At 61.4% G+C, this 13,555-nt stretch carries 13 protein-coding genes; 10 read left to right on the top strand and 3 right to left on the bottom strand.

Annotated elements, in window-relative coordinates; all coding sequences use genetic code 11:
- Positions 1 to 2 precede the first annotated feature (2 nt).
- On the top strand, positions 3 to 902 hold the full coding sequence (locus DN388_RS19025; RefSeq protein WP_255001657.1) for a ChaN family lipoprotein: 900 nt from the start codon (positions 3 to 5) through the stop codon (positions 900 to 902).
- 246 nt (positions 903 to 1,148) lie between these two features.
- Here DN388_RS19025 and DN388_RS19020 read toward each other — a convergent pair whose 3' ends face one another.
- The 3 genes from DN388_RS19020 to DN388_RS19010 form a co-directional block, all read right to left on the bottom strand.
- Positions 1,149 to 1,421 carry a TfoX/Sxy family protein gene (locus DN388_RS19020; protein ID WP_043863794.1) on the bottom strand — a complete coding sequence of 91 codons (273 nt, stop codon included), beginning with the start codon at positions 1,419 to 1,421 and terminating at the stop codon, positions 1,149 to 1,151.
- Positions 1,422 to 1,588: 167 nt separating this feature from the next.
- Positions 1,589 to 1,933, bottom strand: a complete 345-nt coding sequence (locus tag DN388_RS19015; RefSeq protein WP_043863793.1) for a pentapeptide repeat-containing protein — start codon at positions 1,931 to 1,933, stop codon at positions 1,589 to 1,591.
- Positions 1,934 to 2,037: 104 nt separating this feature from the next.
- On the bottom strand, positions 2,038 to 3,600 hold the full coding sequence (locus DN388_RS19010; RefSeq protein ID WP_236177083.1) for a bifunctional aminoglycoside phosphotransferase/ATP-binding protein: 1,563 nt from the start codon (positions 3,598 to 3,600) through the stop codon (positions 2,038 to 2,040).
- 118 nt (positions 3,601 to 3,718) lie between these two features.
- Between DN388_RS19010 and mrcB the strand changes: the two genes are divergently transcribed.
- From mrcB to msrQ, 9 genes are all read left to right on the top strand, one after another.
- The gene (mrcB, locus tag DN388_RS19005; protein WP_054916525.1) at positions 3,719 to 6,040 is read left to right on the top strand and encodes a penicillin-binding protein 1B; all 2,322 of its coding nucleotides are present in this window, start codon (positions 3,719 to 3,721) and stop codon (positions 6,038 to 6,040) included.
- 27 nt (positions 6,041 to 6,067) lie between these two features.
- Entirely contained in the window at positions 6,068 to 6,805 is a 738-nt protein-coding gene (locus DN388_RS19000) for a hypothetical protein (protein WP_078481315.1), read from the top strand.
- A complete protein-coding gene (locus DN388_RS18995) occupies positions 6,805 to 7,134 on the top strand; it encodes a YqcC family protein (RefSeq protein ID WP_043863789.1) in 330 nt (109 codons plus the stop codon). Before DN388_RS19000 ends, DN388_RS18995 begins: the two co-directional genes overlap by 1 nt.
- A 422-nt stretch (positions 7,135 to 7,556) precedes the next feature.
- A complete protein-coding gene (locus DN388_RS18990) occupies positions 7,557 to 9,281 on the top strand; it encodes an acetolactate synthase 3 large subunit (protein WP_043863936.1) in 1,725 nt (574 codons plus the stop codon).
- Between the two features lie 2 nt (positions 9,282 to 9,283).
- Positions 9,284 to 9,775, top strand: coding sequence for an acetolactate synthase small subunit (gene ilvN / locus DN388_RS18985; RefSeq protein ID WP_043863788.1), 492 nt, complete (start codon positions 9,284 to 9,286; stop codon positions 9,773 to 9,775).
- Positions 9,776 to 9,828: 53 nt separating this feature from the next.
- Positions 9,829 to 10,845 (top strand): ketol-acid reductoisomerase, encoded by a 1,017-nt coding sequence (gene ilvC, locus DN388_RS18980; protein WP_043863787.1) that lies wholly within the window; start codon positions 9,829 to 9,831, stop codon positions 10,843 to 10,845.
- A 146-nt stretch (positions 10,846 to 10,991) separates the two neighbouring features.
- The gene (gene pssA, locus DN388_RS18975; RefSeq protein WP_043863786.1) at positions 10,992 to 11,852 is read left to right on the top strand and encodes a CDP-diacylglycerol--serine O-phosphatidyltransferase; all 861 of its coding nucleotides are present in this window, start codon (positions 10,992 to 10,994) and stop codon (positions 11,850 to 11,852) included.
- 63 nt (positions 11,853 to 11,915) lie between these two features.
- Positions 11,916 to 12,929, top strand: coding sequence for a protein-methionine-sulfoxide reductase catalytic subunit MsrP (gene msrP / locus DN388_RS18970; protein ID WP_255001646.1), 1,014 nt, complete (start codon positions 11,916 to 11,918; stop codon positions 12,927 to 12,929).
- Entirely contained in the window at positions 12,929 to 13,555 is a 627-nt protein-coding gene (msrQ, locus tag DN388_RS18965) for a protein-methionine-sulfoxide reductase heme-binding subunit MsrQ (protein WP_255001645.1), read from the top strand. The genes msrP and msrQ overlap by 1 nt, the downstream gene beginning before the upstream one ends.

The raw sequence follows: 13,555 nt of genomic DNA, 5'->3' as shown, positions 1-13,555 counted from the left end.
CCATGCCTCGCACGTTGCTGTTTGGCACCCTGTTGCTGCTGGCGTTGGGACTGAGCGCTTGCCAGTCTGGCGCAGCGTTGGCGCCACTGCCGCAGTGGCAAGGTCCGCAGGGGCGCGATCATGCCGAGCTGGGGCAGATCCGCGAGTTGAGCACAGGCCGGTTACTGACACCGGAGCAACTGGTCCGGCGCCTGGCTGCGGCACCGCGGGTACTGGTGGGGGAGCAGCACGACAACCCCGATCACCATGCCTTGCAGTTGTGGTTGTTACGCGCGCTGGAGCAGCAACGGCCGCAGGGCAGCCTGCTGTTGGAGATGCTGGAGCCGGCGCAGCAGGCGCGGGTGGATGCACTCAAGCAGCAGCCCACGCTACCGGTCGACCTGGTGTCGGCGCTGCACTGGCAATCAGGTTGGGATTGGGCCCTGTATGGCCCGATCGTGCGCCATGCGCTGGGGCAGCCCTATCCGTTGCTGGCGGCGAACCTTGATCGCGCCGAGGTGCGGGATATCTACCGCCAGCTACCGAAGTTGGAGGGGCAGCACGCTACGACCGCTGCGGTTACCCAGGCCTTGCTCGACCAGGTACGTGAAGGGCATTGCGGGCTGCTGCCTGAATCGCAGATGCCGGCCATGCTGGCGGTACAGCAGCAGCGTGACCGGCGAATCGCCCAGCGCCTGATGCAGGCGCCGACGCCGGCCCTGCTGTTGGCGGGGGCCTATCACGTGCGCAACGACCTGGGCGTGCCCTTGCATCTGCTGGACCTGGGGGTAGAGCAGGGCACCAGCGTGCTGATGCTGGCGCAGGTGGGGGAAAAGGTGGACGCAGGCATGGCCGATTACGTGTGGTTTACCGCTGGCGTGGCCGAGCAGGATTACTGCGCGAGCCTGCGCAAGGGCGGGTGATACAGGCTGTGAATGTGTGGTGGCCCTTTTCGTGGGCTTGCCAGTGCATAGGCCATGACAGGCAACTCAAATCCCAGGCAAAAAAAGACCCGGCAAAGTGCCGGGTCAATAACCGTGATTAGCCTGATGAGGAGATAATCTGAGAGTCCGAACCAAGGTCTTTCAGAATATCCAACCAGTCTCGCGACCAGTTGTGATAATCATAACGATTCTCATTTCGAAGTCAATCCTTTCATTCTGCTTATTTCAATTATTTTTGCAGGGCGCCTTGGCATCCAGCTGTTTGTTCAGCGCATCCTTGCGCTCAACGGGGATGTCGTTCCAGTGCACATCCAGCAGCGCGCCTTCTATCGCGTAGAGCAGCACCTTCGAGGCACGAAAGCCGCGGCTGCGTACCGCGTGGTAGGCGTTCACCGCGCCCAGCCGACGAAGGTCCGAAAGACTGTGGATGCCCACCGCATGCAGCCACTGCGCCGACGTCTTGCCAAGATTTTTCAGATGCTGAAGTTCATCGTTCATCAAGCCTCCTTGCGACGGCTGAACGGGTCCTGGAGATTGATTCGTGGGCAGGTCAAGAAGGAGTGTAGCGGCAGTTGGAAAATACGCGGCGTTTTGCCATGGGCGGCGCACGGCGGGGCCTGCAGCCACCGCCGGCGTTGCCAGGCGGTAGCTGTCGGCAGATGCTTTCAGCGGGTGCGATAACGCAGGCGGGTGCCGAAATTGACCGACATCAGAATCTCGTCGGCACTCAGTTCTGCGGGGAAGTAGGTGCCGGAGATCTGCGCATGGGCCAGGCTGGCACCTTCGAGGCAGTTCTCGCGCAGGTCCAGCCCACGCAGGTCGGAGGCGCGAAAGTAGGCACCACTGAAATCGATGCCCTCGGTGTCCAGCTTGCGCAGGTCCAGCCCTCGAAAGTCACCGTCCTTGAAGTCGACAATGGCGTTCCTGGGCTTCTCACGATTGAATTCCGCGATGTGTTCCTTGTGCACCAGAGCGTATAGCGCGCTGTCGAGCTGGCGTGGCTGGTTCATGAGGGCGCCTCCTTGTGTGGCCTGATGATGGCATTATAGTGCCACTGTGCGGAGGCGCCCGAGATTGAGGCGTGAAGTGTGGACTGCTTCACGCCCTCGCCGTTTTAAAGGCCGGGCAGGCGCTGGCGAATCTGCTTGACCAGTTCATCCAGGCTGCCGCTTTCGTTGGTTTCCACGCGCTTGGCCTTGAGCAGCTCTTCGCCTGTCAGCGGGTCGCGACTGGCTTGCTGGGCGGCGACCACTTCCAGGGTGGCGTCGGACGGGTCGTTCTGGTCGGCCTGGCGCTGTGCCAGCCAGCTGGCGATCACGGCGTCCGGTGCATTGCAGTCGAGGATCAGGAAGGGAACGCCGGTTTCGCTGGCAACGTCGGCGGCGGCCTGGCGCTGTGCCTGCTTGAGGTAGGTGGCATCGATCACCACCGGGAACCCCGCGCGCAGGATTGTCCCGGCCAGCTGATGCAGGTGCTGGTAGGTCTTCTGGCTGGCGTCATCGGCGTAGATGCCTTGTTGCAGCTGACCGGCGGCCTGCTCGGCCTGCTCGCCGAACAGGCGCTTGCGTTCAACGTCCGAGCGCAGGCGAATGGCACCCAGTGCTTCGACCATGCGCATGGCGACATGGCTTTTGCCAACGGCCGACACACCGTGGGTGATTGCCAGCAGGCGCGACGGGATGGCGCTGTAGCTCTCGGCCAGGTTGGCGTAGTTGCGGTACTGACGCAGGGTGGTGGCCCGTTGTACGCCATCGGCGTCGGCCGGCATGCTGAACAGCGCGACCTTGGCCCGTACCAGCGCACGGTAGGCCTTGTAGAAGTTCAGCAGTTCGAGGCCGGCGTAATCGCCGGTGATTTCCAGGTACTGGCTGATGAAGCGCCGCGCCAGCGACTTAAGGCCGCGGTCCTCCAGGTCCATGGCCAGGAACGCCGTATCGGCGTACACATCGGTCAGGCGGAAGGGTTCGTTGAATTCGATGCAGTCGAAAATCACCACCTTGCCGTCGATCAGTGTGGCGTTGCCCAGGTGGATATCGCCATGGCACTCGCGTATGAAACCTTCGGCCTTGCGCGTTTCGAACAGGCCATGCAGTCGATCGAAGTTGCTGCGCGCCCAGGCCTGCAACGCATCGAGCTGCACCAGGTCGGCCTTGTCGCTGAGGAACGGGCGAATCTGTTCGAAGTTCTGTTCAACCGGGGCCATCACGCTGTCGGGCGTGCCCAGTGGGTGTTCGACAGCCACTTTCGGTGCGGCCAGGTGGAACTGGGCGATCTGGCGGGCCATCTGGTCGATATGCGCAGCGGTCAGTTCGCCATTGGCCTGCAGCGTGCTGAGCATCTGGTTCTGGGGGAACTGGCGCATTTTCAGCGCGTACTCGATCGGCGCGCCGTCACCTCCCAACTGCGGGGCCTCGACGCTGCCGGTGATGGGCAGTACTTCCAGGTACAGGTCGTCGGTCAGGCGCTGGTTGAGGCGCAGTTCTTCGGCGCAGAAATGCGCGCGACCCGACAGCTCGGTGAAGTCCAGGAAGCCGAAGTTCATCGGTTTCTTGATCTTGTAGGCGTATTCGCCCGTGAGCAGCACCCAGGAAATGTGCGTCTCGATGACCTGGAATTCCTTTACAGGGTGCGCAAACAGGGCCGGGTTTTGCAGGGCGGCGATCAAGGCTTGGCTCACGGTCGATCCTTCTGGGTCGTGGGAGATTCGAATCGACCATTATGGCGGCAAGCGGGGCCGCTGCAAACCGCCGGAGGGCGTCTGTCGACAAGCCATAAAGTGCGTATAATCCGCCGCCATGACTCGTACCCGATCTTCCCGTACCTCTAAAAAACGCCCTTCTGGCCGCGCGCGCGCCTGGTTGGGCTGGGCCCTCAAGCTCAGCCTGGTCGGCCTTGTGGTGCTGGCCGGCTTTGCGGTTTACCTTGATGCCGTGGTCCAGGAGAAATTCTCCGGCAAACGCTGGACCATCCCGGCCAAGGTCTACGCACGCCCGCTCGAGCTGTTCGTCGGGCAGAAGCTGAGCAAGAACGACTTCCTGATCGAGCTCGATGCCCTGGGCTATCGCCGCGAAAGCGTGGCCAACGGCCCGGGCGCAGCCTCGGTCAATGGCAACACCATCGACCTCAATACCCGCGGCTTCCAGTTCTATGAAGGCATGGAAAAAGCCCAGGGCGTGCGCGTACGCTTCTCGGGCGACTACGTTGCCGGCCTGAGCGGTACCAATGGCTCGAAGCTCGACGTGGTGCGCCTGGAGCCGCTGCTGATCGGCGGCATCTACCCGAAGAACCTCGAAGACCGCATCCTGATCAAGCTCGATCAGGCGCCGCCCTATCTGCTCGAAACCCTGGTGGCGGTGGAAGACCGTGACTTCTATCACCACTTCGGGGTGTCGCCCAAGTCGATTGCGCGGGCCATATGGGTCAACACCTCGTCCGGCGCCATGCGCCAGGGCGGCAGTACCCTGACCCAGCAGTTGGTCAAGAACTTCTACCTGACCAACGAGCGCAGCCTCAGCCGCAAGCTCAACGAAGCGATGATGGCGCTGCTGCTCGAAGCCCACTACAGCAAGCGCGACATCCTCGAGGCGTACCTCAACGAGGTGTTCGTGGGCCAGGATGGCCAGCGTGCGGTGCACGGTTTCGGCCTGGCCAGTCAGTTCTTCTTCAGCCAGCCGCTGTCCGAGCTCAAGCTGCACCAGGTGGCGCTGCTGGTGGGCATGGTCAAGGGGCCGTCCTACTACAATCCGCGTCGTTCCCCGGAACGCGCGCTGACGCGTCGCAACCTGGTGCTCGACCTGCTGGCCGAGCAGGGCGTGGCGACCCCCGAAGCGGTCGAGGCCGCGAAGAAAATGCCACTGGGTGTGACCAAGCGCGGCAGCCTGGCGGACAGCTCGTTCCCCGGCTTCCTCGATCTGGTCAAGCGCCAGTTGCGCCAGGACTACCGTGACGAAGACTTGACCGAGGAGGGGCTGCGTATCTTCACCAGCTTCGACCCGATCCTGCAGATGAAGTCCGAAGCGGCGATGAACGAAACCTTCAAGCGCCTCAGCGGGCGCAAGGGGGCGGACGAAGTCGAGGCGGCGATGGTGGTGACCAACCCGGAAACCGGGGAGGTGCAGGCGCTGATCGGCAGCCGCCAGGCCGGGTTTGCCGGATTCAACCGTGCCATCGACGCCGTGCGTCCCATCGGCTCGCTGGTCAAGCCGGCGGTGTACCTGACCGCGCTGGAAAAACCGAGCCAGTTCACCCTCACCAGCTGGGTGCAGGATGAACCCTTCTCGGTGAAGGGCGCCGACGGCCAGGTGTGGAAGCCGCAGAACTACGACCGGCGCGCCCATGGCACGATCTTCCTGTACCAGGGGCTGGCCAATTCCTACAATCTGTCGACCGCCAAGCTTGGCCTGGAAGTGGGCGTGCCCAACGTGCTCAAGACCATTGGCCGCCTGGGTGTCAACGTCGACTGGCCGGCCTTCCCGTCGATGCTGCTGGGTGCCGGGGGCATGTCGCCGGTGCAGGTTGCGACCATGTACCAGACCCTGGCCAATGGCGGCTTCAACACGCCGATGCGAGGCATCCGCAGCGTGCTGACCGCCGAGGGCGAGCCGCTCAAGCGCTACCCGTTCCAGATCCAGCAGACGTTCGACCCGGGGTCCATCTATCTGGTGCAGAACGCCATGCAGCGGGTGATGCGTGAAGGTACCGGGCGCTCGGTTTACAGTGTATTGCCCAGTTCGTTGAACCTGGCCGGCAAGACCGGTACCAGCAACGATTCGCGTGACAGCTGGTTCGCAGGGTTCAGCCAGGACCTGCTGGCAGTGGTGTGGCTGGGTCGCGATGACAACGGCAAGACACCGTTCACCGGCGCCACCGGCGCGTTGCAGGTCTGGACCAGCTTCATGCGCAAGGCCGACCCGCTGCCGCTGGACATGCCACAGCCTGACAACGTGGTGCAGGCCTGGGTCGATCCGCATACCGGCCAAGGTTCCGATGCCAGCTGCCCGGGCGCGGTACAGATGCCGTATATTCGCGGCAGTGAGCCAGTGGCCGGCGCCGCCTGTGGCGGCGAGCAGGCACCTGCCGAGTCCGTGATGGACTGGGTCAAGGGCTGGATGAATTAAGCCAAAGCACAGCAAAGAGGGTGTGACGTGAACAAGTGGTTGTTTCCTGCCTTGACGGCACTGGCTTTGCTTACAGGTTGCGCCAGCGTGCAGCGTGGCTCGATCCCCGTAGTGGATTCAGGGACGCGGGTTTCCAACAGCGAGCGAGTGTCGGCCAACCGTGCCGGCGCTGCCGTGAACACCGGTACTCGCCAGGCGCAGGCGATGCCGCAGGATTCCGGGGTGACGGTGATGGTGCCCCAGGGCGCCGGCTCCGAGCCGATCCAGACCTTTGCGGCGCCTACCGGGCCAGCGTCGATCGACACCGGGCCGATTACCCCAGGCCCGCAGAATTCGGCGCCGTTCCCGAGCACCAGCAGCGGTGGCTACAGCGCACCGAGCGCACCCACCGGCATTCCCAGTTCGAACGCCGGCAGCGGCGGCCTCTCGGCTGACGAACAGCTCGATGGCCCGGTGCTGGCGCTGTTGACCACGGCGCAGACGCAGCAGACCGGGGGCGATCTCAACGGCGCCTCGTCCAGCCTTGAGCGTGCCCAGCGCATTGCCCCGCGTGAACCGCAGGTACTCTACCGTCTGGCCCAGGTGCGACTGGCCCAGGGCGATGCGGCGCAGTCCGAACAGCTGGCGCGACGTGCCCTGACCTACGCCAACGGTCGCCCCGATCTGCAGGCCGGCCTGTGGGACATCATCGCCCAGGCGCGCGACAAGCAGGGTGACGCCGCCGGCGCCGCGCTGGCTCGCCAGAAAGCCAAGGTCAGCCTGTAATGGAGGCTCGCATCCTGGCGATTGCAGACCACCTGCTGCTGATAGAGCACGAGCTGCACAGGCAGGGCTGGTGGTCCGCCGAGGCGCCCAGTGCGCAAGCCCTGGCCAGCACCACGCCGTTCGCCGTCGACGCCATGAACTTCGATCAGTGGCTGCAGTGGATCTTTCTGCCGAAGATGAAACAGATACTCGAAAACGGTGCGCCGCTGCCCAGTGCCTCGGGCATCCTGGTGATGGCTGAAACGGTGTACGTGGATCGGCCGCAAGAAAGTCGCGAGTTGCGTCGTCTATTAGCAGAGTTTGACCAATTGATCAGTGCTTCTGCCTGAATTTCCCTATTTTCACCCTAAGAGCCGCAGATTGTGGCTCTTTTTGTTTCTGAAGTTTGTTTTTCTGCTGCTGTCTTTGTAATTCGTGGTGGCTGCGGATCGTCATTTGGAAAAATTGGCAATAATTTTTCTTGACTTGCAGACGCAGAATCAGAAGAATCCAGTTTCCGCTGTAGAGGGACTGCCAGAAGCAGACCCGCTAAGCAGATCATGAGGCGCACACCCGCGCCGACCTGTTACACCCCGCAACGCGTTACCTCGCGCTGGGTGGGAAAACCCCGCAACACTTTGGGGCGCTCCCAATACTTGCTCAGTCAGTGCTGACGTAGTCGGCGATTTCGTCGCTCATGCTCTGCTTGGCAGTAAACCTATTAAGACCCGTCCTGCCTGGACGGTATTCTGGCGTTTTAGAGGTGAACAACGTGGAGCTTTTATCTGGCGCTGAAATGGTCGTCCGCTTTTTGCGTGACGAAGGCGTTAAGCACATCTACGGGTACCCTGGCGGTGCTCTCCTGCATGTATACGATGCCCTGTTCAAGGAACCGGAAGTAAGCCACATCCTGGTTCGCCACGAGCAGGCGGCAACCCACATGGCCGACGGCTATGCCCGTGCCACCGGCAAGGCCGGCGTGGTACTGGTGACTTCCGGTCCGGGTGCCACCAATGCCATCACCGGTATTGCCACGGCGTACATGGACTCCATCCCGATGGTCATCCTCTCCGGTCAGGTGCCCAGCACCATGGTCGGTACCGATGCCTTCCAGGAAACCGACATGATCGGTATCTCGCGGCCGATCGTGAAGCACAGCTTCATGATCAAACATGCCTCGGAAATTCCTGAAATCCTGAAAAAAGCCTTCTACCTGGCTGAATCCGGTCGTCCTGGCCCGGTTGTCGTCGATATTCCGAAAGACATGACCAACCCGGCCGAGAAGTTCGAGTACGTCTACCCGAAAAAGGTCAAGCTGCGCTCCTACAGCCCGGCCGTTCGCGGGCACTCGGGTCAGATCCGCAAGGCCGCCGAGATGCTGCTGGCCGCCAAGCGTCCGATCGTCTACTCCGGCGGTGGCGTGATCCTCGGTGGTGGCTCGGCTGCGTTGACCGAGGTCGCGCAACTGCTCAACCTGCCGGTCACCAATACCCTCATGGGGCTGGGTGGCTATCCGGGCACCGACCGTCAGTTCCTGGGCATGCTCGGCATGCACGGCAGCTACACGGCCAACCTGGCGATGCACCATGCCGACGTGATCCTGGCCGTCGGTGCGCGTTTCGACGACCGTGTGGTCAACGGCCCGGCGCGGTTCTGCCCGAATGCCAAGGTCATCCACATCGACATCGACCCGGCATCGATCTCCAAGACCATCAAGGCCGATGTGCCTATCGTCGGTCCGGTCGAGAGCGTGTTGAGCGAAATGCTCGCCACCTTGCGCGAAATCGGCGAGAAGCCTGATCAGGCGGCGATGGATGCCTGGTGGAAACAGATTGCCGAATGGCGTGGCGACGGCATCATGTTCCCGTACAACAAGGGCGATGGCAGCGTCATCAAGCCGCAGACCGTGATCGAAACCCTGTGCGAAGTCACCAAGGGGGATGCGTTCGTCACCTCCGACGTGGGTCAGCACCAGATGTTCGCGGCGCAGTACTACCGCTTCAACAAGCCGAACCGCTGGATCAACTCCGGTGGCCTGGGCACCATGGGCTTCGGTTTCCCGGCGGCCATGGGCGTCAAGCTGAACTTCCCGGACCAGGACGTTGCCTGTGTCACCGGCGAGGGCAGCATCCAGATGAACATTCAGGAGCTCTCTACCTGCCTGCAGTACGACCTGCCGGTAAAGATCGTCAACCTGAACAATGGCGTGTTGGGCATGGTTCGCCAATGGCAGGACATGGCCTACAACAGCCGTCACTCGCACTCCTACATGGAATCGCTGCCTGACTTCGTCAAGCTGGCCGAAGCCTATGGTCACGTGGGTATTCGCATCACCGACCTGAAGGACCTCAAGCCCAAGCTCGAGGAAGCCTTCGCCATGAAAGACCGGTTGGTGTTCATCGATATCCAGGTCGACAACAGCGAGCACGTCTACCCGATGCAGATCAAAGACGGCTCGATGCGCGATATGTGGCTGAGCAAGACGGAGCGGACCTAATCATGCGGCACATTATTTCCCTGCTGTTGGAAAACGAACCAGGTGCCTTGTCCCGTGTGGTCGGCCTGTTCTCGCAGCGCAACTACAACATCGAAAGCCTGACCGTCGCCCCGACCGAAGACCCGACCCTGTCGCGCCTGACGTTGACCACGGTTGGTCATGACGAGGTGATCGAGCAGATCACCAAGAACCTGAACAAGCTGGTTGAAGTGGTCAAGCTGGTCGACCTGTCGGAAAGCGCGCACATCGAGCGTGAACTGATGCTGGTCAAGATCAAGGCCACGGGTGCGCAGCGTGCCGAGATCAAGCGCACCACCGATATCTATCGTGGACAGATCGTCGACGTCAGCAGCACGGTCTATACCGTGCAGCTGTCGGGCACCAGCGACAAGCTGGACAGCTTCATCCAGTCGATTGGTACCGCGTCCATTCTCGAAACAGTACGCAGTGGTGTCACCGGCATTGCCCGTGGCGACAAAGTGCTCAGCATCTAACTCAAAAAATTAGCGAATGGCCTGAAAGGGCCGAGATAACCAGGGGTATTTTCATGAAAGTTTTCTACGACAAAGACTGCGACCTTTCGATCATCCAGGGCAAGAAAGTTGCCATCATCGGTTACGGTTCCCAGGGCCACGCTCAAGCGTGCAACCTGAAAGACTCCGGTGTGGATGTCACTGTCGGTCTGCGTAAAGGTTCGGCCACCGTTGCCAAAGCCGAAGCCCACGGCCTGAAAGTGGCTGACGTGGCAAGCGCTGTTGCCGGTGCCGACCTGGTCATGATCCTGACCCCGGACGAGTTCCAGTCGCAGCTGTACAAGAACGAAGTCGAGCCGAACATCAAGAAGGGCGCCACCCTGGCCTTCTCCCACGGTTTCGCTATCCACTACAACCAGGTCGTTCCACGTGCTGACCTGGACGTGATCATGATCGCGCCAAAAGCGCCTGGTCACACCGTGCGTTCCGAGTTCGTGAAAGGCGGCGGTATCCCTGACCTGATCGCCATCTACCAGGACGCTTCCGGCAATGCCAAGAACGTTGCCCTGTCCTACGCCGCAGGCGTTGGTGGCGGCCGTACCGGCATCATCGAAACCACCTTCAAGGACGAGACCGAAACCGACCTGTTCGGCGAGCAGGCCGTTCTGTGCGGCGGTACCGTCGAGCTGGTCAAGGCCGGCTTTGAAACCCTGGTTGAAGCGGGCTACGCGCCAGAAATGGCCTACTTCGAGTGCCTGCACGAACTGAAGCTGATCGTTGACCTCATGTACGAAGGCGGTATCGCCAACATGAACTACTCGATCTCCAACAACGCCGAATACGGCGAGTACGTGACCGGCCCTGAAGTCATCAACGCCGAATCCCGTCAGGCCATGCGCAATGCCCTGAAACGCATTCAGGACGGCGAATACGCCAAGATGTTCATCAGCGAAGGCGCTACCGGCTATCCTTCGATGACCGCCAAGCGTCGCAACAACGCTGCCCACGGTATCGAAGTCATCGGCGAGCAACTGCGCTCGATGATGCCTTGGATCGCAGCGAACAAAATCGTCGACAAGGCCAAGAACTGATCTTGATCTGATGCGATGAAAACGCGGCTTCGGCCGCGTTTTTTCGTTTAGGCAGTCAGCTTCTGGTATAAAGCTTCATCGTTTGCCGGCGAACCCTCGTCGCAGACGTCTGTCGAAACTTTCCAAACCGTTGCAAGGTAATGTCCATGAGCGAACGTCCCGAAGAGCCGAACAAGGCCTCTGACGCCGAAAGCCTGCTACCGATCGATGAGCATGTTGAAGAAGGGCATGACGCCGAAGGACGCAAGGTACGGCATCGCGGCATCTATCTGCTGCCCAACCTGTTCACCACTGCGAACCTGTTCGCCGGTTTCTATTCGATCATCAACTCCATGAGTGCGCAGAGCGCCCTGAGTGCCGGTGATCCGCGCGAAGCGAGCAAGTACTTCGCTTTCGCTGCCATCGCGATCTTCGTCGCCATGGTGCTCGATGGTCTGGACGGGCGTGTTGCCCGCATGACCAACACCCAGAGCGCCTTCGGCGCCGAGTACGACTCGTTGTCCGACATGGTCGCCTTTGGCGTGGCCCCGGCGTTGCTGGCCTTCGGCTGGGCGCTGGGTGACATGGGCAAGGTCGGCTGGATGGTCGCCTTCATCTATGTGGCGGGTGCGGCATTGCGCCTGGCACGCTTCAATACCCAGGTCGGCAAGGCCGACAAGCGCTACTTCATCGGCCTGGCCAGCCCGGCGGCAGCCGGCGTGGTTGCGGGTACGGTGTGGGCGTTCAGCGACTATGGCATCCAGGGTTCCAAGCTCTCGTTCCTGGTGGCGCTGCTGGTGGCGGCTGCCGGCATGCTGATGGTCAGCAACATCAAGTACAACAGCTTCAAGGAGCTGGACCTAAAGGGGCGGGTGCCGTTTGTGGCGATCCTTGTGGTGGTGCTGGTGTTCGCGGTGGTGTTCAGCGATCCGCCACGCATTCTGCTGCTGATTTTCCTCGCGTATGCCGCGTCGGGTCCTATCCAGTACCTGTTGCGTTCGCGTCGCAAGAAAACCACCGAGCAGTGATGTAATTTCCCCAAGGCTCCGTAGTCTACTGGTGCATCAGCTCACCGGTTCTACGGAGTCTTTATGCTTATCAAGCTGTCCCGGCCTTCCGACTGCAAAGAATCGGAAATCACGCCTGAGTCCCTCTATCTCTCCCGACGCGCTCTGCTGGGTGGCACTGCGGCTGCATTGGCGGTCGGCAGCTTGCCGCGCTGGGCCGCTGCCGCCGAGGTTTCGCAGTATGCGGACGTCGACGCCGGTGCTGCCCCCAACTGGTTTGCCGAAAAACTGCCGGGCACCCAATGGCAGGCGGTAACGGTCAAGGGTGAAGCGATCACGCCGTTCAAGGATGCGACGCACTACAACAACTTCTACGAGTTCGGAACCGACAAGGGCGACCCTGCTGCCAATGCGGGTGCGCTGCCGACTTCGCCATGGACGGTGGTGGTGGATGGCGAGGTCGGTAAGCCGGGCCGCTATGCGCTCGAAGACTTCATGAAGCCTTATCAGTTGCAAGAGCGCATCTACCGGCTGCGTTGTGTGGAGGCCTGGTCGATGGTGATCCCCTGGTTGGGGTTTCCGATTTCGGCATTGCTCAAGCAGGTGGAGCCGACCTCCAAGGCTCGGTACATCCGCTTCGAAACCCTGCAGGATCCAAGGCACATGCCCGGGCAGCGTTCGGGCTTCGCCCTGATCGACTGGCCCTATGTGGAAGGGCTGCGACTGGATGAGGCGATGAACCCGCTGGCCATCCTGGCGGTGGGCATGTATGGCCGCGAACTGCCCAACCAGAACGGTGCGCCGCTGCGCCTTGTGGTGCCGTGGAAGTATGGGTTCAAGAGCATCAAGTCCATCGTGCGTATCAGCCTGGTCGAGCAGCAGCCGCGCACCACCTGGCAGAACATCGCGCCTGAAGAGTACGGGTTCTATGCCAACGTGAACCCCACGGTGGACCACCCGCGCTGGACCCAGGCCCGTGAGCGCAGGCTGCCCAGCGGCCTGTTCAGCCCCAACGTTCGCGATACGCAGATGTTCAACGGCTATGCAGACGAAGTGGCTTCTTTATATAGCGGCCTGGACCTGCGGAAGAACTACTGATGCGCTATCCACTGTTTCGTTTCGCGGCCTTTCTGTTGGCTTGTGTCTGGCCGCTGTACTGGCTGGCCCAGGCTGTGCTCGATACGCTGGGCCCCGATCCGGGCAAGGTGCTGGTGGACAGGATGGGGCAGGGTGCTCTGGTCATGCTGCTGGTAACGCTTTGCATGACGCCGTTGCAGAAGCTGACAGGCTGGTCTGGCTGGATCGTGGTGCGCCGGCAGCTCGGCCTGTGGTGCTTTGCCTATGTGCTGATGCACTTGTGTGCCTACCTGTTCTTTATCCTCGGGTTGGACTGGGGGCAGTTGGGCGTCGAGTTGCGCAAGCGCCCTTACATCATTGTTGGGAGTTTGGCGCTTGTCGGGCTGCTGGCACTGGCGGTGACCTCCAACCGCTACAGCCAGCGCCGCTTGGGCGCGCGGTGGAAGAAGCTGCACCGGCTTGTTTACGTGATCCTGGGTCTGGGGCTGCTGCATTTTCTGTGGATAGTTCGGGCAGACCTCAAGGAATGGACGGTGTACGCGGTCATCGGTGGGTTGTTGATGCTGCTGAGAGTGCCTTCTATAGAGAGGCGCATTCCCCGTGTGGGAGGACGCAAGCGTGTATCGGTGACGAAAGTTTCAAATTAG

It is taken from the genome of Pseudomonas sp. S12(2018) (assembly GCF_024355235.1).
Lineage (GTDB): Bacteria > Pseudomonadota > Gammaproteobacteria > Pseudomonadales > Pseudomonadaceae > Aquipseudomonas > Aquipseudomonas palmensis.
Note: the sequence above shows the minus strand (reverse complement) of the source record. Positions and strands in the feature narration are given on the sequence as shown.

Coding starts and splice junctions, on each gene's coding strand:
- DN388_RS19025 (WP_255001657.1), top strand. CDS start 3: ATGCCTCGCACGTTGCTGTTTGGCACCCTGTTGCTGCTGGCGTTGGGA.
- DN388_RS19020 (WP_043863794.1), bottom strand. CDS start 1,421: ATGAACGATGAACTTCAGCATCTGAAAAATCTTGGCAAGACGTCGGCG.
- DN388_RS19015 (WP_043863793.1), bottom strand. CDS start 1,933: ATGAACCAGCCACGCCAGCTCGACAGCGCGCTATACGCTCTGGTGCAC.
- mrcB (WP_054916525.1), top strand. CDS start 3,719: ATGACTCGTACCCGATCTTCCCGTACCTCTAAAAAACGCCCTTCTGGC.
- DN388_RS18995 (WP_043863789.1), top strand. CDS start 6,805: ATGGAGGCTCGCATCCTGGCGATTGCAGACCACCTGCTGCTGATAGAG.
- ilvN (WP_043863788.1), top strand. CDS start 9,284: ATGCGGCACATTATTTCCCTGCTGTTGGAAAACGAACCAGGTGCCTTG.
- ilvC (WP_043863787.1), top strand. CDS start 9,829: ATGAAAGTTTTCTACGACAAAGACTGCGACCTTTCGATCATCCAGGGC.
- pssA (WP_043863786.1), top strand. CDS start 10,992: ATGAGCGAACGTCCCGAAGAGCCGAACAAGGCCTCTGACGCCGAAAGC.
- msrP (WP_255001646.1), top strand. CDS start 11,916: ATGCTTATCAAGCTGTCCCGGCCTTCCGACTGCAAAGAATCGGAAATC.
- msrQ (WP_255001645.1), top strand. CDS start 12,929: ATGCGCTATCCACTGTTTCGTTTCGCGGCCTTTCTGTTGGCTTGTGTC.